Origin of the sequence: Spiroplasma endosymbiont of Colias croceus (genome assembly GCF_964020095.1) — a bacterium.
Taxonomy (GTDB): domain Bacteria; phylum Bacillota_I; class Bacilli_A; order Mycoplasmatales; family VBWQ01; genus Spiroplasma_E.
Window position 1 is genome coordinate 1,236,922 of the sequence record NZ_OZ026536.1, and the last position, 22,885, is coordinate 1,259,806.

Sequence of the window (22,885 nt, forward strand, 5' to 3'; positions counted from 1 at the left end):
ATGAATAAAAAATATTCTAAGTTATTTTCACCAATCAAAATTAAAAATTTTGTTTTTGATAATCGGTTTGTGCTTTCACCAATTACCTTAAATGTTTCTAGTTATGATGGTTTTGCTAGTAAAGAAAATATTGATTATGCTCTTAAAAGAGCTCATAGTGCATACTTAGCGATATCTAGTGCTGCTTATATTAATTTAGAGGGACAAATTTTTGAATTTGGTTTTTCTGCTGCTAATGATGAACATATTGATTCATTAAAACAAGTTGCTAATGCTATGAAATCAAAAGGTGCAAAAGCTATTTTACAGTTAGCACATTCAGGTCGTTTTTCTATAATTAGTTTAAATCGTTTAGGTTATGTAGTTGGACCTTCTAAGCAATCTTTTATGTATCCTTTTCCACATGAAGTTCAAGAACTGAGTATTAAGCAAATCAAAGAATTAATTAAAGATTATCAAAAAGATACCTTAAGGGCTATTGAAGCTGGTTTTGATGGTGTCGAAATTTCTTCAGCACAAAAACTTTTAATTCAAGCTTTTTTTTCAGTAATTAGTAATCAAAGAAATGACATTTATGGTAATCAAAATTTAGAAAATCGTTCACGTTTGGGATTAGAAATTTTACAAGCAGTAAGAGAAACAATTGATAAGCATGCTAGTGAAAATTTTATTTTAGGATATCGAGCTACAGCTGAAGAAACTAGAGGTCAAGAAATAGGTTATCCAATTGAAGATTTTTTACAATTCATGGATCAAGTATTAATAAACATTAAAATTGATTATTTAGCACTAGCTAGTTGGGGAAGAAATATATATAAATATAAAGTTCAATCTCAGGGGGAATATTTTAATCAATTAGTGAATAAAGTTGTTTATCAACACATTAATCAACGTATTCCTGTTATTGTTAGTGGTGGTATAAATAGTCCTGATAAATGTTTAGAAGCCTTAGAATATGGAGATATGATAGGATTATCTTCTGTTTTTGTAGCCGAACCTGATTTTGTTAGAAAAATAAAAACTATGCAAATTGATAAAATTAATTTACATATTACTGAAAAAGATATTGAAAAATTAGCTATTCCTAAAGCTGCTTTTAAGGAAATGGTTAAACTTATGGATTATGGTGAAAGTTTACCTAAAGATACTAGGGATGAGTTAAGAAAGTTAGAAAATAATTATTCAACTAAAAATTAATATTTTGTTTAGAAAAAGGTAAAAAAAATATGAAACAAAAATGAAAAATTAAAACTATTAATGAGTTAACTACTTTACAATATGAGGTCATTATAAATTCAGTAACGGAACTTCCTTTTAAAAATAAATATTGAGATAATAAGGAAAAGGGAATTTATGTCGATATTTTATCAGGTGAACCATTATTTGCATCATCAGATAAATGTAATTTTGGTCATGGCTGACCAAGTTTTACAAGACCAATTAGTGAAATAGTTATCCTTAAAAAGGAAGATAATACTAACCTAATGTTGCAGCGTACTGAAGTACGTTCTAAAAAAAATGATATTCATTTAGGGCATTTTTTTAAGGATGGTCCACAAAAAGAAGGCGGTTTACGCTATTGTATTAATTCAGCAGCTTTACGTTTTATTCCGTTATCAGAAATGATTACAGAAGGATATGAAGAATATTTATCTTACATTAAATAAAAATATTTTTATTGTATATTTATTATCTTGATAATGTTTTATGATTATAAATTTTATTATAAAGTCCTAATTTTATTAGGACTTTATGTTGTAAAAAATAAATAAACAATGATATTATGATTTAAATTATTTTTTCTGTTTTGTTTATTGTTAGAATATATTTTTCATTTTTACATGATAATAGGAAATAAAAAAAATAGTATATTAATAAAACCGGAGATAAATTAATATTTTAGTACAAATTATCTTGAACCAACAATTATTAGTAGTATAATGAAAAGGTATGTTCATTCATTATTTTAAAAATTAGTATAATTAAAAGTGTAACTGCAATTAACTAAAATATTTAGGAGGAAAATTTAAATGTGAGTTGAGAAATTTGATAATCCCCAAAAAGAAATTTTTCAAATATTAAATGAAAAAGGAGTAATTAATCCTAATTTTGTTGATTATTTAAAAAAATTTGATAGTAAGGTTTTATTAAAAGCATATGAAAACATGTGTTTTTCACGAATACAAGAACAAATGCAAATGGAATTAAACTATGAAAAAGATGAAAAAGGACAAGTTAAATTAGTAAATGGAATTCCAAAAGTAATCGGAAAAGTTATTAACTTTTTATCTTCAAAAGGTCAAGAAGGTGTTGAAGTTGCTTATGCTAGTTGCTTACGACCAGGTATTGATTGATTAGTACCAGCTTATCGTAATAATGCAGCATGAATTACTGCTGGATATCCAGTTGAAAAAGTAATTCAATATTGATTAGGAAATGAAATGGGAAGTCAAATGCCGAAAGGTGTTAATATTTTACCAGTTAATATTCCAATTGCTACTCAATATTCACATGCAACAGGTATTGCTTTTGCTGAAAAATATAAAAAAGATAAAGGAATTGTTATTACTACGATTGGTGATGGTGGTACTTCTGAAGGTGAGTTTTCTGAAGCAATTAATTTTGCTGCTATCCATAAATTAGCTGTTGTTTTCTTTGTTGAAAATAATCAGTGATCATTAGATACACCAACTGCTAAAGCAACAATGAGTCCAACTTTTGCACAAAAAGGAACAGCATTTGGTGTACCTAATATTCGTGTTGATGGTAATGATTTTTTTGCTGTTTATTATGCTACACAAGAAGCAATTGAAAGAGCAAAAAAAGGTAATGGTCCTTCATTAATTGAAGCTGTTACTTATCGTCAAAATGCGCATTCTGCTTTTGATATTAAAAAAGATTATTTTTCTGCTGAAGATTATAAAATTGAACAAGAATGATTAAAAAAAGATCCAATCGATCGTATTAGAGAATATTTAAAATCAATTAAACTTTGAGATGACAACAAACAAGCAGAATTAGATAAACAAATTACTAAAAAGGTTAATGATGCAATTACTTGAGCATTAAAAAATGAAAGTGTTTCAATTGATGAAATATTTGATTATACATATGAAAAATTAACACCACAATTAATAGAACAAAAAGCAGAAGCAAAAGCTTTCTTCAATGAAGGAGAGAAAAAATAATTATGAAAAGAAATAATGTGCAAGCTATTACTTTAGCCTTAGAATTAGCAATGAAAAAAAATCCTAATGTTGTTGTTTATGGTGAAGATGCCGGTAATGTTGGTGGTGTTTTTCGAGCAACTAAAGGTTTACAAGCAAAATTTGGCGTTAATCGTTGTTTTGATGCACCAATTGCTGAAGCAGTTATTGCTGGTAGTGCCGTTGGAATGGCAATTAATGGTTTAAATCCAATTATTGAAATGCAATTTTCAGGATTTGCTTTCCCTGCTTTTCAACAATTGTTATGTCATGCTGCACGAATGAGAAATCGTTCTCGTGGTAGATTCACTTGTCCAATGGTAGTACGTATGCCTTCATATGATTGAAATAATGGTAATAATGGTGCTTTGGAGCATCATTCAGAAGCAATTGAAGCTTTATTTTGTCATATTCCAGGTTTAAAAGTAGTTATGACTTCAAAACCTAATGATACTAAAAAATTATTATTGGCAGCAATTGAAAGTCCAGATCCTGTTATTGTTTTAGAATGTTTAGGAACTTATTTCAATAGTTATACTAGCAATAATTATACATATGATGTTAGAGAAGAAGTTAGTGATGCTTATGAAGTGGCTGTTCTTGGTAAAGCTAAAGTTCTTAAAGAATATAAGGCTGAAGAAAAACCTGATTTAACGATTGTAACTTATGGTTCAAAAGTTTATGATTGTGAAGCTGCTGTTAAAATTTTAGAAGAAAAAGAAAATTTTAAAATTGAATTAATTGATTTACAAACATTACAACCATGAGATGAAGAAACAGTTGTTAATTCTGTTAAAAAAACAGGAAGATTATTAGTTGTTTCAGAAGCGGTTCGTTCATTTTCAGTTGCCTCAGAAATTATTACCATTGTTAATGAAAAGTGTTTTGAATATTTAGAATGTCCTCCAACAAGATTAACGGGTTATGATATTACTGTTCCACTGTCTAAAGGTGAAAAATGATTTATAATTAGTCCAGATAAAATTATGGAAAAAGTTAAACTAATGATGAATTATCCAGTTTAGTTAGTTGTTTAAAGAAAGGAAAGTGAAAAGATGGAATTGAAGTTTAAAGATATGGATGGAATCGATGAAGTTACTGTAACTCAAATTCATGTTAAAGTTGGAGATAATGTAAAAAAAGGTGATAATGTTGTTGATATCGAAGCAGATAAAGCTTCAGATAGTATTAAAGCCGAAGCAGATGGTAAAGTTTCTAAGATTCTTGTTAAAGAAGGAGATAGTATTAAGTCAGGTGCTGTTATTGTTGAGTTTGGTGGGACAATTAGTGATAATAAAAGTCCTTCATCAACAAATTCTTCACCAAAATCTGAATCAGTTGCTAGTACATCTACAGTATCACCAGTTGAATTACCAAAACAAAATGTGCAACCTATTCAACAAACGGGTAAAGTATTAGCAACACCATTAGCACGTAGAATGGCTCGTGACTTAGGTGTTGATATGGGAACAATTAAAGGAACTGGTCCTCGTGGTAGAATTTTAAAAGATGATTTATTAAATGCCAAGAATGGTGGTACAACAACTAGTGCTACTGCATCAACAACACCTATTAATTCAATATCTTCAGTTTCTGCTACAACTATTAGTTCACAAGGTATTAATGTTACTAAAATCGAAAGTTTTGGTAATGTTGAACATTTACCATTATCAGGAATTCGTAAGGCTGTTGCTAATCAAATGTCATTATCAGTTTATACAGCACCACATGTTAGTTTAATGATTAATGTTGATGCTGAAAACTTAGTACAATTACGTGCAACTTTAAAAGAACCAGCGGAAAAAGATCCAGATGGTAGTGCTAAATTAACATTTATGCCATTCTTTGTAAAGGCTGTTGCTAAAGCGTTAAAAGAAGAACGATTTAAATTACTTAATTCAACTTTGAACATGGCTAATAATGAAATTCTTGTTAAAAAATATTATAACATTGGTATGGCAGCTGATACTGAAAAGGGTTTAGTAGTTCCTGTTATTAAAAATGCTGATCAACTTTCATTATTTGAAATAGCAAGACAAGTTAATTCATTGGGTGATAAAGCTCGTAAGGGGCTATTAAAAGGTGATGAAATGCAAGGTGGATCATTTACTATTACTAATTTTGGTTCAGCAGGAATTGAAATGGGAACACCAGTTATTAATTATCCAGAAGTAGCAATTCTGGGTCTAGGAATGATGCAAAAAAAACTAATTATTGCTGATGGTAAAATTTTTGAACATAAGTTCTTTCCATTATCACTTTCAATTGATCATCGTGTTATTGATGGTGCACCTGCTGGTTATTTCCTTTCTCGACTTAAAGAGTTATTAGAAAATCCAACATTAATTTTAGCTTAAGGAGAAAATGTAAAAGATGTCTAACTATGATTTTGATTTAATAATTATCGGGGCAGGTCCTGGTGGTTATGTAACAGCGGCTCGAGCAGCAAAGATGGGTTTAAAAACTGCAATTGTTGAAAAAGATAACTGAGGTGGAGTCTGTTTAAATGTTGGATGTATTCCTACTAAGACGTTACTAAAGGGCGCAAAAGTTTTTCATTATATTGAAAATGCTGATAAATATGGTGTTGCTATTAAAGATAAAAAAAATATTGAAATTAATTGAAAAGTAATGCAAGATCGTAAAGCTGGTGTTGTTAAAGGTTTAACTGGTGGTGTTGGCTTTTTAATGAAATCTAATAAAGTTGAACAATTATTAGGAACTGGAAGTGCTATTGATAAAAATACGATTTTAGTGAAAGCTAAAGACGGTAAAGAAAAGAAATATACTACTAAATATATGATAATTGCTACTGGTTCAAAAGTAAAAATGTTTGATAATCCTAATGGTCCACAAGGTTTAAGTGAAAAAGATTTAAAAACAAACCAAACATTATTAACTTCGACTGAAATTCTTTCTTTAAAAGAAGTTCCAAAAACACTAACTATTATTGGTGGTGGTGTTATTGGAATTGAGTTTGCTTGTTTATTTAGTACACTTGGTACTAAAGTTACTATTATTGAATATTTAGATCGTATTTTAGCATTACTAGATGAAGATATTAGTACAACTTTAACTAAAATTCTTGAAAAAAATGGTGTTAATATTATTACTGGTCATAGTGTTAATGAATTAAAGGATAAAACTTTAACTTATTATGCTGCAACCGATAAAGAACATAAAAAACCATTAACAGTAACTAGCGACTATTGTTTATTAAGTACTGGAAGAACGCCAATTACTGAAGGTTTTACTAATTTGGGAATTCAAATTAAGCCTAATCAAGCATTTGCCGTAAATAATAAATTGGAAGCTTTAGATGCTAACAATAATGTTATTGATAATATATATGTAATTGGAGATGCTAATGGTCAAAGAATGCTTGCTCACGTTGCGTCAACACAAGGATTAGCAGCACTTAATAATATTTTAGTTAAAGAAGGTAGAACGGATGCTGATAATCAGCCATTGAAAGAGCAAGAAGTAGATTATAATAAAATTCCTAGTTGTATTTATTCATTCCCTGAAGTGGCAAGCGTTGGTTTAATTGAAACTGAATGTAAATCTTTAGGTAAAGAATATTTGATGAAGAAAATACCATTTACTATTAATGGTAAGGCATTGGCTGATGGTGAGACTGATGGTTTTGTTAAAATAATTATTGATAAAAAATATGGAGAAATCCTAGGTGCTCATATTTTATGTTCAACGGCTACTGATATAATTGCTGAAATTGTTAATATTATGCAAACGGAAGGTACTATTGTTGAATTAGCCTCTTCTTGTCATCCACATCCAACAATGTCAGAAGTAGTTATGGATGTTGCACAAGATTTAGAATTAGAATGATACAAAGTTAATAAAAAATAGAAAATAATAAAAATGTACCTTTAAATTTTTACGTACATTTTTATTGTAAAATTAATATAATATTGATTAAAAAGTATTGCTTCTTCTTTTTTTATCAAAAAAATAATTAGTGGTATTACTGTTAATTTCTTTTTGTAAATATTTATTTCATGTAGTTATTTGTTCAAATTGTATATTTTCTAAATTTTCATTACATAAATTATTATTTTCTGACGTTCTTTTTTTAAATAGTGTTTGAAATGTTTTTACTTCATTTTGTTGCATTTCTGTTTTATCTTTATCTTCTAATAATTTGCATATAATAGTATTTTTTTCTGTTCGGCATTTAATAAAAATATTTTCTTTACATTTTACTGCTTGTTCTCAATTTTTATCTTTTTCAATATCAAAATCATATTTATTTGTTGACATTTTATTATTGTTCCTTTCGAGATAAAAAATGTTAATTATGTCACTTTGGATAAAAAACCAGGGAGATTGTCAAAAATCCGGAATAAATTAATTCATATAGTCTTATTATTATGTTAGACAAGAAATAATTTGGAATTTTATGAAATTGTATTTAAATAATATAATTTTTTTAACTTAAATGCAACTAAAATACTTATAATTAATTTTATTAAGTGTTAAACTTATGAAATAATGTTAAGGAGAATTTAAAAATGAAAATTAAAACACTGAAAAAATTACAGTTAATAACTGTATTACTATTTATTTTAAGCATTTTAACTTTAATTATAGGATTAATATTAATAGATTTTAGTCACTTTAATCTTTTTTATTTTGATAAAAATTTAAATTGTATTAATGGATTTAAAATGTTAAAACATTTTCAATTAAGTTTTATCATAGAGCATTCTGCAAAATATTTTTATAATCTTGGAACTCATCATATTAAAGAAAATTATTATGAATGAACTGAATTACGAAGTGAAATTTTTTTGGTTTTAATTTTAGTTCCAATTTTATTTTTTATAACTATGTTATTTACTTTTTTCATTATTGGTTTAAAAATAAAAATAAAAAATAATAATTTTTGAGATGCTATTCAAAATTGCGAAATAATCAATAATTACTATATTCATTAAATTATGTTTCTAAATTTATTTTGTTAGAACCTGTTTAGGATCTTTTTTCATGTTCAAAAAATTTTAACAAAAGACATATTCCGTAATTAAATTTTTTAAAAGTCAATTAATAATTTTAAAATTTATTTTATAATTTTGTTATTAACAATAAATTTAGAAAAGTGTTGATAAAAATGATTTTTGAAAATTTAAAAAAATTAAAAAATGAAGAATTTTATAGATATTTTGGTATAAAACGTTTTCATTTTAATGAAATGTTAAAAAAATTAATTGAAATAGAAAAATTAGAAAAAAATAAAGGTCGAAAAAATAAACTTTCAGTAGAAGAAAGATTAATGATGACTTTATTATACTGAAAAGAATATTATACTTTTTTTCAAATGAGTATTAAATCTAAAATGAGCCCATCAAGTTGTTTTCGAAATATTACTTGAGTAGAAAATAAACTTAGTAACCACAAAGATTACCAATTTTTAAAAGAAAGATATAAATTAAAAATTGATAAAAAACAAGAAAATTCAAATGAATTTCAATTTTATTTAATTGATTCAACTGAGATTGAAATTGAAAGACCAACTAAAAAAAACTACAGTTAGAATATTTTTCTGGTAAAAGTTGAATGTATTCTATAAAATTTCAAATTGTATATGATTTTTTTAATAAAAAAATTGTTGATATTTTTGCTGATAATGGTAAAGTGCATGATTTTCAAATATTAAAAAATTCAAATCTTGAATTTTCAGAAAAAACAATAATTATTGGTGATTTAGGATATCAAGGTATACAAAATATTTATAAAAATACAATAATACCAATTAAAAGAACTAAAAATAAAAAATTAACTAAACAAGAAAGAAAATACAATAAGATTGTATCTAAAATTAGAATTAAAGTTGAACATGTCTTTGCTTGATTGAAAAGATTCAAAATTTTAGTAAATAAATGTAGAAAATCTAAATTTAGACTTATGTACTTAAGATTTAACTTACTTTGTGAAATTTTTAATAAAATAAAACCATTAAAATAAAAAAAATATTAAAAATATTTTTTTAAAATTTAAATTTTTATCGAGTTAATATAAAAATATTATTAACAATTTTTTGTTTAAAATGTAAACTCATTTTTTAAACTATTTTTTCAAAAAATATTTATTTCTATATTCAATAACACTAAATAGTTTTAAAACAATTTTATTGACAATTAATTAAATTTAATTACGGAATATGTCCAAAATACAGGCAAATTATTTAAAAAGCACTTATATTTTTTTTAATAATAAAAATAAAAAAAATAAAATACATTTAATCATGTTATTTTTAACATAAATTAAAACTCAAAAACTGTATTAATAATTTTTCAAAAGATTCCAAACAGGTTCTTACATTTAAAAATAACCATTTTAATGTAAATACTAATATTATATGTTCTATTACCAAGCATTTCTTTTAAAACATGTCAAATATTAGTTTCAGTAAAGCAACCTATATTTCACTTTGCACCTTGATTTTCAATACCTTGTTTATTATTTTTAAAATACTGTTTTTTTAATTTTTTATGATTATCTAATTCTTTGGACATATTCCGTAATTAAATTTAATTAATTGTCAATAAAATTGTTTTAAAACTATTTAGTGTTATTGAATATAGAAATAAATATTTTTTGAAAAAATAGTTTAAAAAATGAGTTTACATTTTAAACAAAAAATTGTTAATAATATTTTTATATTAACTCGATAAAAATTTAAATTTTAAAAAAATATTTTTAATATTTTTTTTATTTTAATGGTTTTATTTTATTAAAAATTTCACAAAGTAAGTTAAATCTTAAGTACATAAGTCTAAATTTAGATTTTCTACATTTATTTACTAAAATTTTGAATCTTTTCAATCAAGCAAAGACATGTTCAACTTTAATTCTAATTTTAGATACAATCTTATTGTATTTTCTTTCTTGTTTAGTTAATTTTTTATTTTTAGTTCTTTTAATTGGTATTATTGTATTTTTATAAATATTTTGTATACCTTGATATCCTAAATCACCAATAATTATTGTTTTTTCTGAAAATTCAAGATTTGAATTTTTTAATATTTGAAAATCATGCACTTTACCATTATCAGCAAAAATATCAACAATTTTTTTATTAAAAAAATCATATACAATTTGAAATTTTATAGAATACATTCAACTTTTACCAGAAAAATATTCTAACTGTAGTTTTTTTTAGTTGGTCTTTCAATTTCAATCTCAGTTGAATCAATTAAATAAAATTGAAATTCATTTGAATTTTCTTGTTTTTTATCAATTTTTAATTTATATCTTTCTTTTAAAAATTGGTAATCTTTGTGGTTACTAAGTTTATTTTCTACTCAAGTAATATTTCGAAAACAACTTGATGGGCTCATTTTAGATTTAATACTCATTTGAAAAAAAGTATAATATTCTTTTCAGTATAATAAAGTCATCATTAATCTTTCTTCTACTGAAAGTTTATTTTTTCGACCTTTATTTTTTTCTAATTTTTCTATTTCAATTAATTTTTCTAACATTTCATTAAAATGAAAACGTTTTATACCAAAATATCTATAAAATTCTTCATTTTTTAATTTTTTTAAATTTTCAAAAATCATTTTTATCAACACTTTTCTAAATTTATTGTTAATAACAAAATTATAAAATAAATTTTAAAATTATTAATTGACTTTTAAAAAATTTAATTACGGAATATGTCTTTTATATAAATAGTTAATTAATTCATCATATTGACCATTATTAATTAAATTTTTACAATGATTATATTCTTCTAAATATTTTTCTTTATTTCCAGCCATTATTCCAAGATATAATGTTCTAATTAAATAGAATTTATCTAAAACAAACTGTGCACCTAAATAATCAGCAACTTCTTTAATTCATCCTGCACTATCACCGCAAATAATAATTTTTGCTTGTTCAATATTTTCATAAAATTTTTGACAATGTTCTTTAACAAATTCAGCAGTTTTTTTAACTCCAATTTTTGTTTTTGTTGCTCTAATAATCGCTTTTACTCTTTTATTTTGTACTTTGTGATTAATATTATCTGTATATGTTACTATTAATCGCATAGAGTGTTTTATACCTTTACGTTTAAAATTTCAAAATTTTCGATGTCCATCATCAATTGCTACAAAAATAGGTTGATTTTTTTCTAATTTTACTTTTTCTGGACTTGCTTCAACTATTTCAAAATTTTTAAAAACCCTATGAACACTACTAACACTAATACCTGCTTTTTTACAAATAGCACAAATATCATGATATCTTTTTCCATCTGCAAAATTTTCAATAATAGTGTCTTCAATGTCTTCGCCAATTCTTTTATATTTAGGTAATTGAAGTATTTTATCAACTAAACAAACACGAACTCATTTTTGTAATTCTTCATCAAAATATTCATAAATTCTTCTTTTATATGTTACCATTCCATATAATGTTTTTTCTTGTTCGATATTGATAATCAATAATTTTATATTTCTTTTTATCTCTTGTATTTTTTATTCTTCAATCTCATTTTTCTCATTTCTTTGTTATATGTTCTAAAATTAATTTATCAATTTTAGGATATTGTTCTTTATAAGTTCATCGATAATTAAAATCCATATTTAATCTCCTAATCATTTTTTAAATTTCTAAATTTATTGTAAATATTTTTAAAATATTAATTGACTGGTTTATTATATACATTTATAAGTGTAATTTAAAATTAAATTAAAATATTTTTAAAAAAGGACTTTCATATTTAAAATATAATAAACAAGTTAAATACAATTAATAGTATAGGTCTCACAAAATAAACGCCTAAATTAAAGGCGTTTATTTTGTATTTAAAAGCATACTTGTAAAAATAATCAAAAATAGTACAATTTAGAAGTAAAACAAAGAAAAAAGGAGAATTTATGAGTAAGAAAAAAAGCAAAGTTCGAAAAAAAGTAAAAAATAAACAAAAACAATTTAAAATGATGAATGATAATTTTGATGAAGATGTAATTTGTCAAAGAAAAGGATGCAATATTGTATCAGATAATATTGTTCAATTAAGAGTTGACGAAAAAAAAGTAACCAATGTTTTTTTATGTAAAGAACATGCAGATGAACTTGAATATGAGTTAGCACCTGAATGGTTAGAAGAAATTAGAAAAGAATTAAAAAATGATGATGAAATTGATAATGCAGAACTGTTAGTAAATTATTTATAATAAAGTAGTAAATAAATATGAAAACATGAATAAAAATAAATTTAAATAAAATAACATTAGCATTAACTGGTGCAGTAAGTGGAGTAACTGGTTTAATAATTGGTTCAATAGCACATCATAAAACTAATGATTTGACTTATTTTTTAGACCATCATTATAATGCGCACTGGGGGGGCTTCTATTTGACAAAGTCAAAGAGGAGACCATTATAAAATAGATTTATATTTTGCAATTAAACCTAATAAAGATAAAGATATAAAATGAGATGGAACCTATCCTGAGGTAATGTTTAGTAATCTGTGTAACTTACAAAAATAACTATGTTTAATTAATTCTAGTAAATATAATTAAATGACTAGAAAGAGTGAGTTACAGATGGCTAAAAATCAAAATATTAATAACAATGATCCAATATCACAAGCAGTAGATTTATTATTAGAAAATACTGAAGATTTAACAACAGTTTTTAAAGAGGGAGGATTATATAAAGAATTAACAAAAAGATTAGTAGAAAAAATGTTGAATTCTGAGATGCAAAATTATTTAGGATATGATAAGAATCAACATAGTAATAGTGACAATGCTCGTAATGGTATAAGTTCAAAAAAATTAATAACCCAACAAGGTAAAATTGAATTGACGGACTTTCCTAAAAACTGTGTTTTTTAAATAAATTTTAGTTGTAAAATCACTAAGTTACACAGATTTCTGAAAAGTCCCGGCATTGATTGTTCTTTTTTTGTAAATAATTTACGACTAAATACTGTTGATGTCAATGCACAACCCAATGGCGCAATCGGAATCGCTGCTGCTACTGGTCCCATTAATCGACCACCATCTTGTACCATTAATGATGTTGCAACAAGAACAGCTGTTTTATTAATTGGACCACCCATATCAAATCCAACCATTGCTCCTAATAATAATCCAACTAAAAACCCTATATTTGGATGTAATCCCATTCAACTTAAACCATAATCCAATGCACCCATTACATATCCAAATGGTGCTGCTAAAAAGAAAGCGGTTGGAATTGCAATAATTGCTGTACAAAAAACAGGAATAATAATAATTGGCATAATTGGTAATAATCATTTTGGTACTTTTCATGAATTTACAAATCGAACTAAATAACCAGCCATTAGTCCTACATAAAGAGCACCAAATAATGTTCATGAAACATTAGCATTACCCTGAAAAGTTTGACTTGCATCAATTTTAGAACTAGCAGTAAGATTAAATATTTCTCATCCAAATCACATTCCCGTACCAGGTGATACTAATAAAAATGTAATAATCATTGCTGGAGCAATACCAGGACGTCCTGCGATTGAATAAGCAATATAAGCACCCATGATTGGTATCATCAATGTAAAACCAATACCAGCAATGTTATTGATAATCATTAATACATGCATTAGCGTTGTACCACCAATTAATCCAGAATTAACTCCTGGTGGATTTGTTTTTAATCAAGCAAGTTGTTCTTCTCATGAATTTTTAAATTCAAATCCATTACCAAAAGTACCTTTTGCGATATCACCAACAATAGCAAAAATTAAACCAGCAAAAACAACAAATGGTATCATATATGATACTCCACTTAATAAATGTTTTAAAATTGCTGGTTTACCTTTCGAAGCATTTAAAATGAAATCACCACTATTTCCATTAGGTTCACCGTATATTTTTGCTTTTGTTAAACTTTCTTTAATAGTTTGTTTAGCATCTTTAACTACTGGTTTTGTACCACAAGTATATGTTTTTTACCAATAAAACGTTCTAAGTCAATTGCAACATCTGTTGCTAAAATAACGACATCCGTTTCTTTAATTTTTTGTTCTGTTAGTACATATTCTGGTCCTTTTTGACCTTGACATTCAATAGACTTCTTGCAAAACTATGATATTAATCACATTTTTTAAGTTTAAAAATTTATTTTAATAACACTTTTAATATTTTTTAAAAATTATTGTTCAAAATATGTTTTATTTTTTGTCATTAAAATACAACATAAATTATTATTTCAAATAAAAAAATAAAATATTAAATTATCAAATATATTTAAATTAATAATTGTAAATTATAAATTGAAGCTATTAAATTAAATCTTAATGCAAATTTTTTTCTTCTATTTCGATATTTTTCACTAATAATTTTAAATTTTTTAAGAATCGCAAAAACATGTTCAATAACAACTCTCATTTTTGAAATAGCCTTATTATTTTTCTTTTCTTCTTTAGTTAAAGGGTTTTTCTTTGATTTTCGTTTAGGTAATAAGACATTTTTATGTATGTTTTGTATACCTTGATATCCTAAATCTACTAAAATAGTTGTTTCTGATAAAAATTTCGTTTTTGAATTTTTTAAAATTTTAAAATCATGATTTTTACCATAAGAAAAATAAGAACTTATAATTTTTTTACTATCTTTTTCAATTATGACTTGAGTTTTTATTGTATGTTTTTTCTTTTTTCTTGAATAATATTGTTTTTGACTTTTTTTGGGCGTTGAATAGTACTTTCAGTCACATCAATGATAACTGTTTTATCTTTAAAATTATTATTTAACAGTGATTTTTGCCCATCAAGTTGTTGAAAATCAGGATGTTTTATTAAAGTATTTTCTATTCACTTGATATTCCTATAGCAACTACTTTCACTAATTCCATAACTTTTAGTAATATGAAAATAAGTTCGATACTCTCTTCAATATTCTAAAGTCATTAATAAACGATTTTCTAATGATAATTTATTAGGTGTACCACCATTTTTAAACTTTTTTACTTCTTCTGTCTTTAAAATTTCTAGAATTTTATTAAAAATAATATCATTTATACCAGTTAATCTTAATAATTCTGGATTGTTAATAGTTTTTAATTTATCAAACATCATAGATTACCTATCTTTTTTATTTTTAATTTTATTTTAAAAATTTAATTTTTAATAGATAGGTTTTGCAAGAAGTCTATTGTAAAGTTAGTGATTGTAAAAAATCAATTAATTCATAATATTGACCTTTGGCAAATAAATTTATGGCATTTTCATAGTGTAATTTAGCTATTTTATTTTTTCTTCTTCCAGCCATTATTCCAAGAAATAAAACATGAAAAGCATGAAATTTATCTAAAATAAATTTAGCATTTAAAATTGTAGCAGTTTTTCTAATTCATTTTGCACTATCGCCACAAACTATTAAATTTGCTTGGTCAAAATTTTCAAAAAATAAATTACCATATGTTTGAATTAATTTTGCTGTTTTTTCTGCACCAATTTCTGTTTTTGATATTCTTATTTTACATATAGCTCTTTTATTAATTAATTTTCCATTTTTCTTTTTACCAGTACAAAATACTAATAATCTCATAGAACATTTTTTACAATTTTTAGTATTGTGTCTTTCATTAAACTTAAATTTTCTATGTCCATCATCAATATTTAAGTATAAATTTTGATTTGGTTGTAATGGTGGAATGGCAACACTTTTTAGGACTATTTTTTGGTAAACATTTGTTGTTGATATTTAACTGGAGTTAAGTAGTTTAAAGTCCTGTGAATTCTTATATTGGACATATTCCGTAATTAAATTTAATTAATTGTCAATAAAATTGTTTTAAAACTATTTAGTGTTATTGAATATAGAAATAAATATTTTTTGAAAAAATAGTTTAAAAAATGAGTTTACATTTTAAACAAAAAATTGTTAATAATATTTTTATATTAACTCGATAAAAATTTAAATTTTAAAAAAATATTTTTAATATTTTTTTTATTTTAATGGTTTTATTTTATTAAAAATTTCACAAAGTAAGTTAAATCTTAAGTACATAAGTCTAAATTTAGATTTTCTACATTTATTTACTAAAATTTTGAATCTTTTCAATCAAGCAAAGACATGTTCAACTTTAATTCTAATTTTAGATACAATCTTATTGTATTTTCTTTCTTGTTTAGTTAATTTTTTATTTTTAGTTCTTTTAATTGGTATTATTGTATTTTTATAAATATTTTGTATACCTTGATATCCTAAATCACCAATAATTATTGTTTTTTCTGAAAATTCAAGATTTGAATTTTTTAATATTTGAAAATCATGCACTTTACCATTATCAGCAAAAATATCAACAATTTTTTTATTAAAAAAATCATATACAATTTGAAATTTTATAGAATACATTCAACTTTTACCAGAAAAATATTCTAACTGTAGTTTTTTTTAGTTGGTCTTTCAATTTCAATCTCAGTTGAATCAATTAAATAAAATTGAAATTTATTTGAATTTTCTTGTTTTTTATCAATTTTTAATTTATATCTTTCTTTTAAAAATTGGTAATCTTTGTGGTTACTAAGTTTATTTTCTACTCAAGTAATATTTCGAAAACAACTTGATGGGCTCATTTTAGATTTAATACTCATTTGAAAAAAAGTATAATATTCTTTTCAGTATAATAAAGTCATCATTAATCTTTCTTCTACTGAAAGTTTATTTTTTCGACCTTTATTTTTTTCTAATTTTTCTATTTCAATTAATTTTTCTAACATTTCATTAAAATGAAAACGTTTTATACCAAAATATCTATAAAATTCTTCATTTTTTAATTTTTTTAAATTTTCAAAAATCATTTTTATCAACACTTTTCTAAATTTATTGTTAATAACAAAATTATAAAATAAATTTTAAAATTATTAATTGACTTTTAAAAAATTTAATTACGGAATATGTCTTTAATTTAATTAATTCATTTTCTTCAAAAGAACGATTATCTTTAGTTTTAAAACTTCCTGAATTACTAAATTGCTTAATTCAATTGTAAGTAGCTGCTCTTGTAACATTATATTCTTTAGCAAGGCAAGATACTGATTTGCCACTTTGATATAAAGCTACTATTTGTTTTTTAAATTCATCGGTATATGAGTTAATATTGGCCATAATTATAGTTCCTTTCTTTTAACAAATTTGTTTACTTGTCTACGTAATTAGTGTCCAATAAATTGTAACCCATCCATCCTAAATCTACTAAAATAGTTGTTTCTGATAAAAATTTCGTTTTTGAATTTTTTAAAATTTTAAAATCATGATTTTTACCATAAGAAAAATAAGAACTTATAATTTTTTTACTATCTTTTTCAATTATGACTTGAGTTTTTATTGTATGTTTTTTCTTTTTTCCTGAATAATATTGTTTTTGACTTTTTTTGGGCGTTGAATAGTACTTTCAGTCACATCAATGATAACTGTTTTATCTTTAAAATTATTATTTAACAGTGATTTTTGCCCATCAAGTTCTTGAAAATCAGGATGTTTTATTAAAGTATTTTCTATTCACTTGATATTCCTATAGCAACTACTTTCACTAATTCCATAACTTTTAGCAATATGAAAATAAGTTGGATACTCTCTTCAATATTCTAAAGTCATTAATAAACGATTTTCTAATGATAATTTATTAGGTGTACCACCATTTTTAAACTTTTTTACTTCTTCTGTCTTTAAAATTTCTAGAATTTTATTAAAAATAATATCATTTATACCAGTTAATCTTAATAATTCTGGATTGTTAATAGTTTTTAATTTATCAAACATCATAGATTACCTATCTTTTTTATTTTTAATTTTATTTTAAAAATTAAATTTTTAATAGATAGGTTTTGCAAGAAGTCTAATATTTATTTAATTTGTGTTTAACAAATTAATATTTTAATTGAACCGGCACCGCTCAATTTTTTTTACAAGTTTGAAATTTATTTTCTCGCCCAAAAAATTTTTTCAAAAAAAATAAAAAATAAAACCAACACTTGCTCACTGGGGGGTGGCAAGGTTGGTTAAATAAAGAATACAAATAATACAATAGGTCCCTACAACAGGTCTATATATACTAGTTTCCAATTCGCTCCCACCCCAAGAATTACCATTACTGGTTAGTATAATTTATTAGGTATCACTCCACTTTTTATTTATCCATGCAAGTCCACATGCTAGCTACTATTTTTAACAACTGTGTTGTAGTTCACTTTTTTAGTTCCCTAACACGTGTTGATAATAGCGTTAAAGAGGTTTATTAAAAATTTTAAAATTTTACAATTACAAAAAAAGACAAGATTTTTATTCTCGTCTTTTGTCATTTATTTTTAATTCAAGGGTAAAAAAAGAAAGGAGCTATTTTTAAAACTTTTTAGTTAACGACATCTTCGACACGCTCCCAATTAATTTAGATAAAATTTAAGTATTTAAAGAAAGGGAAAATTAGAGAAATGTTTAAAACAAGAAAAGAAAATTTAAATCAGAAAAATAACAAACTTAAATCAATAACTGATTATCAATGATTAGCTTTAGATATCGGAACAGAAAACTTTAAAGCTAGACATATTAATATAGGTCTTAGATATGATGCTCCAACCTATTTAGCTGAAGACTATGAAAAAAATAGAATTCTTTACGGTGAACAGGCTAAGGCTTTAACTGACAAAACAAATGAAAACGTTATTATTAAACGTCCAGTTCGTGATGGTAATATTGCTGATCCAGATGCTTTACAACGTATTCTTACTAAAATTTTTCAAGATTTCAGACTTGAAATTAAAAATTTAAAAGAAATTAATAACAATTCTATAAAAAAACATGAAAAATTATATAAAAATTGTAATTTGATTGTGTTGATGGCAACACCAAGTGAAATTAATTCAGTACAAAAAGAAGCTTTAGAAAATATTGTATATCGTTTAGGAGCACTCCGTGGATTTGTACAAGAAGAAGTAAAAATGGCAGCGTTAGGCTCAGGGCAAGATATTTTTGGAAGTGCAATTATGTGCATTGATATTGGTGGTGGCAGTACTGATGTTGCTATTATTAGTAATAATTCAATATTATATTCATATACAACACATTGTGCTGGTGACTATTTAATACAAAAAGTTCAAGAATATATTATAAAAAAACATGCCTTAAAAGTTGGAATAAAAGAAGCTGAAGATGTTATTAAAAATATTGGTTCACTTATGAAATATCAAGATGAAAAACCATCCACAATTTCGGGTTTTTCATTACCTAGATTAAATTCTCAACCAGGAGAAACAATGTCAATTTCTAAAACTATTGAAATTACATCAGAAGAAATTCGTGAAAATGTTATGCAAGCTCAATTCAAAGAACATATTATTCCAGCCATTCGTAGAGTACTAAAGACATATTCCGTAATTAAATTTTTTAAAAGTCAATTAATAATTTTAAAATTTATTTTATAATTTTGTTATTAACAATAAATTTAGAAAAGTGTTGATAAAAATGATTTTTGAAAATTTAAAAAAATTAAAAAATGAAGAATTTTATAGATATTTTGGTATAAAACGTTTTCATTTTAATGAAATGTTAGAAAAATTAATTGAAATAGAAAAATTAGAAAAAAATAAAGGTCGAAAAAATAAACTTTCAGTAGAAGAAAGATTAATGATGACTTTATTATACTGAAAAGAATATTATACTTTTTTTCAAATGAGTATTAAATCTAAAATGAGCCCATCAAGTTGTTTTCGAAATATTACTTGAGTAGAAAATAAACTTAGTAACCACAAAGATTACCAATTTTTAAAAGAAAGATATAAATTAAAAATTGATAAAAAACAAGAAAATTCAAATGAATTTCAATTTTATTTAATTGATTCAACTGAGATTGAAATTGAAAGACCAACTAAAAAAAACTACAGTTAGAATATTTTTCTGGTAAAAGTTGAATGTATTCTATAAAATTTCAAATTGTATATGATTTTTTTAATAAAAAAATTGTTGATATTTTTGCTGATAATGGTAAAGTGCATGATTTTCAAATATTAAAAAATTCAAATCTTGAATTTTCAGAAAAAACAATAATTATTGGTGATTTAGGATATCAAGGTATACAAAATATTTATAAAAATACAATAATACCAATTAAAAGAACTAAAAATAAAAAATTAACTAAACAAGAAAGAAAATACAATAAGATTGTATCTAAAATTAGAATTAAAGTTGAACATGTCTTTGCTTGATTGAAAAGATTCAAAATTTTAGTAAATAAATGTAGAAAATCTAAATTTAGACTTATGTACTTAAGATTTAACTTACTTTGTGAAATTTTTAATAAAATAAAACCATTAAAATAAAAAAAATATTTTTAATATTTTTTTAAAATTTAAATTTTTATCGAGTTAATATAAAAATATTATTAACAATTTTTTGTTTAAAATGTAAACTCATTTTTTAAACTATTTTTTCAAAAAATATTTATTTCTATATTCAATAACACTAAATAGTTTTAAAACAATTTTATTGACAATTAATTAAATTTAATTACGGAATATGTCCTAAGAACTGCTGGTGAGAAGGCTGCCGGAAGTATTAGTGATTTAAAGAAAAAAGGTAAGGGAATCACAATTTGTGGTGGTGGAGCTTATATTAAAAAAGTTGATAAATTTATTGAAGAAGAATTAGCTAAAGAATATTATATTGAAGTTAAAACTGAAAAAGGTACAAAACCAATGCGTCAAAAATATGAAGGAGATCTTTTTGAAGTGCGTACTGCTCTAAATCCTTTAGATAATGTTATTGATGGTTGTGTAAAATATCGTGATACAATTTACAAACAATTAATAATTGAACAAAATCCTAATCGTGAAATTCTAATAAAGGACGAAGATTTAGGATAAAAAACTATAAAAATCTTAAATTAGTATTTTAAATTATTAAAAATTTTTTTTAAACTTTGGTAATTTTTTTGAGTTATGAAGTCCTGAATCAAAAGAAAAACTTTCGTATTTCATAACATTAGATACATTTCATTTTGATAAATCTTGATTAAATTTTAAAGCATGAGCAAACATTAAATTCATATTCGTAACATTTGAAGTATCTCAAGATGAAATATCTCCATTAAATAAAAAAGCGTATAAAAACATTCAACTCATATCTATTACGTTTGATGTATTTCACTTTGATAAATCTTGATTAAATGCATTTGCAGCGGAAAACATTCAACTCATATTTGTTACTTTTGAAGTATCCCAAGTTGAAATATTACCGTTAAACTTTAAAGTACTGCAAAACATTCAACTCATATCTATTACGTTTGATGTATTTCACTTTGATAAATCTTGATTAAATACTCATGCATTACTAAACATATTGTTCATATTTGTTACATTAGATACATCTCATTTTGACAAATCTTGATTAAATTTTCTTGCACCAGCAAACATATAACTCATATTTGTTACATTTGAAGTATCTCAAGATGATAAATTTTGATTAAATGCATTTGCAGCGGAAAACATTCAACTCATATTTGTTACATTAGATACATCTCATTTTGATAAATCTTGATTAAATGATATTGTATGAATAAACATATAACTCAAAGAAGTTATTTCTGGTGGTAATTGTTCTGGGACTTCTTTAATTGTTATTGGCATATTAACAACTTGAATTTTTCCCTGATCATTTTTATAAAATCCAATTTGAGTAATTTTGGTAGTTTTTATATATGATAGATTATGCTTATTAGTTATTACTTTTTTGCCATTTTCATCAATGTAAATTGTATCTTGTTGAGTTTTATTATTTAAAACATCATTTTTTTGGGAACTTGTGTTTAAGACAGTTACAGTTAAACTTCCTGCAGCTGATGCAAATGTTAAAACACTTAATGCTGTCAATATTTTTTCATTTTTTCATCCTTCTATTTTATTATTTTGACTTTATTTAAGAAGCCAATTTTACTTTACTACTTTTTGAAGATAAATTCACAAAAATTATATTTTTTAAAGTTAAAACTTTTTTGCTGCTTCTTTAATATAGTGTTCAAATTTATCCATCGTTTTTTCTGGCCCTAATGCTGGCAAACCTCCACCTTTTGCTAATATTTTAGAACCAATAAGTAAATTAGCATCATTTTGATGAAGTTCTTGAACCTTAGTACCACAAATAAGAATTGGTTCTACTACTTTAGCACCTACAAATTCTCATGTCCCTTTTAAATAAGTTGCATGATTACCTCATAAATATCAGCCATATGGTGCTCCTTGTGTCGCCAAAATTTGAACTTTTAAATGTGGTAATAATCCTCTAGCTTCACCTTGTTTGGTATATTTATAATCAAAAGTTTTACCAGCAACTAAGATGTGATCTAAATAATTTTTTGTCATGCTAGTAACATTAAAATTTGTCATTGGTGTTGTATATATAACTTTATTAACATTTTTTAGTTGATTAATATAATAATCAGAATCTTTTTCATTAAAATATGAAGTAAAGTTTTTTTGCGTAATAGTAATACTTGCCATTGGTATTTGATTTAAATCTAATTCAATTATTGAATCTTCTGGATGAAATTCACGATAATATTTAACAAAACGAGATACTAAACTTTCAGAATAAGATAGTTCTTTTTTAATCATAGAAGAACGAATTACTAATATTTTATTTGCCATTATTTTTGCCTCCGAAATATCTAAAATA

At 24.2% G+C, this 22,885-nt stretch carries 32 protein-coding genes and 1 pseudogene; 16 read left to right on the forward strand and 17 right to left on the reverse strand.

Annotated features, from left to right (window positions below; translation table 4 throughout):
• The 6 genes from AACL24_RS07710 (at position 1) to lpdA (ending at position 7,076) form a co-directional block, all read left to right on the forward strand.
• Positions 1-1,197 carry an NADH-dependent flavin oxidoreductase gene (locus tag AACL24_RS07710; protein ID WP_339045896.1) on the forward strand — a complete coding sequence of 399 codons (1,197 nt, stop codon included), beginning with the start codon at positions 1-3 and terminating at the stop codon, positions 1,195-1,197.
• A 29-nt stretch (positions 1,198-1,226) separates the two neighbouring features.
• The gene (gene msrB, locus AACL24_RS07715) at positions 1,227-1,667 is read left to right on the forward strand and encodes a peptide-methionine (R)-S-oxide reductase MsrB (RefSeq protein ID WP_339045898.1); all 441 of its coding nucleotides are present in this window, start codon (positions 1,227-1,229) and stop codon (positions 1,665-1,667) included.
• Positions 1,668-2,030: 363 nt separating this feature from the next.
• Positions 2,031-3,188, forward strand: coding sequence for a thiamine pyrophosphate-dependent enzyme (locus AACL24_RS07720; protein WP_252320590.1), 1,158 nt, complete (start codon positions 2,031-2,033; stop codon positions 3,186-3,188).
• 2 nt (positions 3,189-3,190) lie between these two features.
• Positions 3,191-4,231 (forward strand): alpha-ketoacid dehydrogenase subunit beta, encoded by a 1,041-nt coding sequence (locus AACL24_RS07725; protein ID WP_339045900.1) that lies wholly within the window; start codon positions 3,191-3,193, stop codon positions 4,229-4,231.
• Between the two features lie 30 nt (positions 4,232-4,261).
• Complete coding sequence (locus tag AACL24_RS07730) at positions 4,262-5,563, forward strand: dihydrolipoamide acetyltransferase family protein (RefSeq protein WP_339045902.1); 1,302 nt, start codon at positions 4,262-4,264, stop codon at positions 5,561-5,563.
• 16 nt (positions 5,564-5,579) lie between these two features.
• On the forward strand, positions 5,580-7,076 hold the full coding sequence (lpdA, locus tag AACL24_RS07735) for a dihydrolipoyl dehydrogenase (RefSeq protein ID WP_339045904.1): 1,497 nt from the start codon (positions 5,580-5,582) through the stop codon (positions 7,074-7,076).
• A 66-nt stretch (positions 7,077-7,142) separates the two neighbouring features.
• Here the strand turns inward: lpdA and AACL24_RS07740 are convergent, their stop codons facing one another.
• On the reverse strand, positions 7,143-7,487 hold the full coding sequence (locus AACL24_RS07740; RefSeq protein ID WP_252320582.1) for a hypothetical protein: 345 nt from the start codon (positions 7,485-7,487) through the stop codon (positions 7,143-7,145).
• Positions 7,488-8,337: 850 nt separating this feature from the next.
• Here AACL24_RS07740 and AACL24_RS07745 point away from each other — a divergent pair.
• A complete protein-coding gene (locus AACL24_RS07745; RefSeq protein WP_339045906.1) occupies positions 8,338-8,760 on the forward strand; it encodes a transposase family protein in 423 nt (140 codons plus the stop codon).
• A 23-nt stretch (positions 8,761-8,783) separates the two neighbouring features.
• Positions 8,784-9,191 (forward strand): transposase family protein, encoded by a 408-nt coding sequence (locus tag AACL24_RS07750; RefSeq protein WP_339045908.1) that lies wholly within the window; start codon positions 8,784-8,786, stop codon positions 9,189-9,191.
• 299 nt (positions 9,192-9,490) lie between these two features.
• Here AACL24_RS07750 and AACL24_RS07755 read toward each other — a convergent pair whose 3' ends face one another.
• The 5 genes from AACL24_RS07755 to AACL24_RS07775 all read right to left on the reverse strand — a co-directional run bounded on the left by AACL24_RS07755 (position 9,491) and on the right by AACL24_RS07775 (position 11,804).
• Entirely contained in the window at positions 9,491-9,742 is a 252-nt protein-coding gene (locus tag AACL24_RS07755; RefSeq protein WP_339045910.1) for a hypothetical protein, read from the reverse strand.
• Positions 9,743-9,938: 196 nt separating this feature from the next.
• Complete coding sequence (locus tag AACL24_RS07760; RefSeq protein WP_339045908.1) at positions 9,939-10,346, reverse strand: transposase family protein; 408 nt, start codon at positions 10,344-10,346, stop codon at positions 9,939-9,941.
• Between the two features lie 23 nt (positions 10,347-10,369).
• Complete coding sequence (locus AACL24_RS07765) at positions 10,370-10,792, reverse strand: transposase family protein (RefSeq protein ID WP_339045912.1); 423 nt, start codon at positions 10,790-10,792, stop codon at positions 10,370-10,372.
• Between the two features lie 87 nt (positions 10,793-10,879).
• Positions 10,880-11,665 carry an Mbov_0401 family ICE element transposase-like protein gene (locus AACL24_RS07770; protein WP_339045914.1) on the reverse strand — a complete coding sequence of 262 codons (786 nt, stop codon included), beginning with the start codon at positions 11,663-11,665 and terminating at the stop codon, positions 10,880-10,882.
• Positions 11,613-11,804: a hypothetical protein gene (locus tag AACL24_RS07775; protein WP_339045916.1), complete on the reverse strand. Its 192-nt coding sequence runs from the start codon at positions 11,802-11,804 to the stop codon at positions 11,613-11,615. Before AACL24_RS07775 ends, AACL24_RS07770 begins: the two co-directional genes overlap by 53 nt.
• A 296-nt stretch (positions 11,805-12,100) precedes the next feature.
• Here AACL24_RS07775 and AACL24_RS07780 point away from each other — a divergent pair, with 296 nt between their 5' ends.
• The 3 genes and pseudogenes from AACL24_RS07780 to AACL24_RS07790 form a co-directional block, all read left to right on the forward strand.
• Positions 12,101-12,400: a hypothetical protein gene (locus tag AACL24_RS07780; protein ID WP_339045918.1), complete on the forward strand. Its 300-nt coding sequence runs from the start codon at positions 12,101-12,103 to the stop codon at positions 12,398-12,400.
• A gap of 17 nt (positions 12,401-12,417) precedes the next feature.
• Positions 12,418-12,612, forward strand: a complete 195-nt coding sequence (locus tag AACL24_RS07785; RefSeq protein ID WP_339045920.1) for a hypothetical protein — start codon at positions 12,418-12,420, stop codon at positions 12,610-12,612.
• Between the two features lie 163 nt (positions 12,613-12,775).
• Positions 12,776-13,057: pseudogene (locus AACL24_RS07790) on the forward strand (transposase); the annotation flags it as partial.
• 8 nt (positions 13,058-13,065) lie between these two features.
• On the opposite strand, the gene AACL24_RS07795 reads toward AACL24_RS07790, so the two are convergent.
• A complete protein-coding gene (locus AACL24_RS07795; protein WP_339045924.1) occupies positions 13,066-13,767 on the reverse strand; it encodes a PTS transporter subunit EIIC in 702 nt (233 codons plus the stop codon).
• Between AACL24_RS07795 and AACL24_RS07800 the strand changes: the two genes are divergently transcribed.
• Positions 13,754-14,176, forward strand: coding sequence for a hypothetical protein (locus AACL24_RS07800; protein WP_339045926.1), 423 nt, complete (start codon positions 13,754-13,756; stop codon positions 14,174-14,176). The two genes, AACL24_RS07795 and AACL24_RS07800, sit on opposite strands and share 14 nt — an antisense overlap.
• Here the strand turns inward: AACL24_RS07800 and AACL24_RS15565 are convergent.
• The 8 genes from AACL24_RS15565 to AACL24_RS07830 all read right to left on the reverse strand — a co-directional run bounded on the left by AACL24_RS15565 (position 14,136) and on the right by AACL24_RS07830 (position 17,986).
• Complete coding sequence (locus AACL24_RS15565) at positions 14,136-14,285, reverse strand: hypothetical protein (protein ID WP_422398086.1); 150 nt, start codon at positions 14,283-14,285, stop codon at positions 14,136-14,138. The two genes, AACL24_RS07800 and AACL24_RS15565, sit on opposite strands and share 41 nt — an antisense overlap.
• 179 nt (positions 14,286-14,464) lie before the next feature.
• Positions 14,465-15,294, reverse strand: a protein-coding gene (locus AACL24_RS07805) for an IS5 family transposase (RefSeq protein WP_339045928.1) whose coding sequence is annotated in 2 segments (ribosomal slippage) — positions 14,465-14,898 and positions 14,898-15,294 — 831 coding nt in all. Because the reading frame shifts where the segments join, the coding sequence is not laid out codon by codon here.
• Between the two features lie 73 nt (positions 15,295-15,367).
• Positions 15,368-15,766 carry a hypothetical protein gene (locus tag AACL24_RS07810; protein WP_339045930.1) on the reverse strand — a complete coding sequence of 133 codons (399 nt, stop codon included), beginning with the start codon at positions 15,764-15,766 and terminating at the stop codon, positions 15,368-15,370.
• A 402-nt stretch (positions 15,767-16,168) separates the two neighbouring features.
• Positions 16,169-16,576 carry a transposase family protein gene (locus AACL24_RS07815; protein ID WP_339045908.1) on the reverse strand — a complete coding sequence of 136 codons (408 nt, stop codon included), beginning with the start codon at positions 16,574-16,576 and terminating at the stop codon, positions 16,169-16,171.
• A 23-nt stretch (positions 16,577-16,599) separates the two neighbouring features.
• On the reverse strand, positions 16,600-17,022 hold the full coding sequence (locus tag AACL24_RS07820; protein WP_339045932.1) for a transposase family protein: 423 nt from the start codon (positions 17,020-17,022) through the stop codon (positions 16,600-16,602).
• Between the two features lie 40 nt (positions 17,023-17,062).
• A complete protein-coding gene (locus tag AACL24_RS07825) occupies positions 17,063-17,329 on the reverse strand; it encodes a transposase (RefSeq protein ID WP_339045934.1) in 267 nt (88 codons plus the stop codon).
• A gap of 31 nt (positions 17,330-17,360) precedes the next feature.
• Complete coding sequence (locus AACL24_RS15570) at positions 17,361-17,549, reverse strand: hypothetical protein (protein WP_422398087.1); 189 nt, start codon at positions 17,547-17,549, stop codon at positions 17,361-17,363.
• The gene (locus tag AACL24_RS07830; protein ID WP_339045936.1) at positions 17,546-17,986 is read right to left on the reverse strand and encodes a transposase family protein; all 441 of its coding nucleotides are present in this window, start codon (positions 17,984-17,986) and stop codon (positions 17,546-17,548) included. Before AACL24_RS07830 ends, AACL24_RS15570 begins: the two co-directional genes overlap by 4 nt.
• 665 nt (positions 17,987-18,651) lie before the next feature.
• On the opposite strand from AACL24_RS07830, the gene AACL24_RS07835 reads away from it, so the two are divergent.
• The 4 genes from AACL24_RS07835 (at position 18,652) to AACL24_RS07850 (ending at position 21,078) form a co-directional block, all read left to right on the forward strand.
• Positions 18,652-19,641, forward strand: coding sequence for a rod shape-determining protein (locus AACL24_RS07835; RefSeq protein ID WP_339045938.1), 990 nt, complete (start codon positions 18,652-18,654; stop codon positions 19,639-19,641).
• Positions 19,642-19,681: 40 nt separating this feature from the next.
• Positions 19,682-20,104, forward strand: a complete 423-nt coding sequence (locus tag AACL24_RS07840; RefSeq protein ID WP_339045912.1) for a transposase family protein — start codon at positions 19,682-19,684, stop codon at positions 20,102-20,104.
• A 23-nt stretch (positions 20,105-20,127) separates the two neighbouring features.
• Positions 20,128-20,535, forward strand: a complete 408-nt coding sequence (locus AACL24_RS07845; protein ID WP_339045908.1) for a transposase family protein — start codon at positions 20,128-20,130, stop codon at positions 20,533-20,535.
• Positions 20,536-20,910: 375 nt separating this feature from the next.
• Positions 20,911-21,078 carry a hypothetical protein gene (locus AACL24_RS07850; RefSeq protein WP_339045940.1) on the forward strand — a complete coding sequence of 56 codons (168 nt, stop codon included), beginning with the start codon at positions 20,911-20,913 and terminating at the stop codon, positions 21,076-21,078.
• A 36-nt stretch (positions 21,079-21,114) separates the two neighbouring features.
• On the opposite strand, the gene AACL24_RS07855 is transcribed toward AACL24_RS07850, so the two are convergent.
• Both AACL24_RS07855 and AACL24_RS07860 read right to left on the reverse strand, forming a co-directional pair.
• On the reverse strand, positions 21,115-22,083 hold the full coding sequence (locus AACL24_RS07855; RefSeq protein ID WP_339045942.1) for a BspA family leucine-rich repeat surface protein: 969 nt from the start codon (positions 22,081-22,083) through the stop codon (positions 21,115-21,117).
• Between the two features lie 111 nt (positions 22,084-22,194).
• Positions 22,195-22,857, reverse strand: a complete 663-nt coding sequence (locus AACL24_RS07860; protein WP_339045944.1) for an FMN-dependent NADH-azoreductase — start codon at positions 22,855-22,857, stop codon at positions 22,195-22,197.
• Between the last annotated feature and the right edge of the window lie 28 nt (positions 22,858-22,885).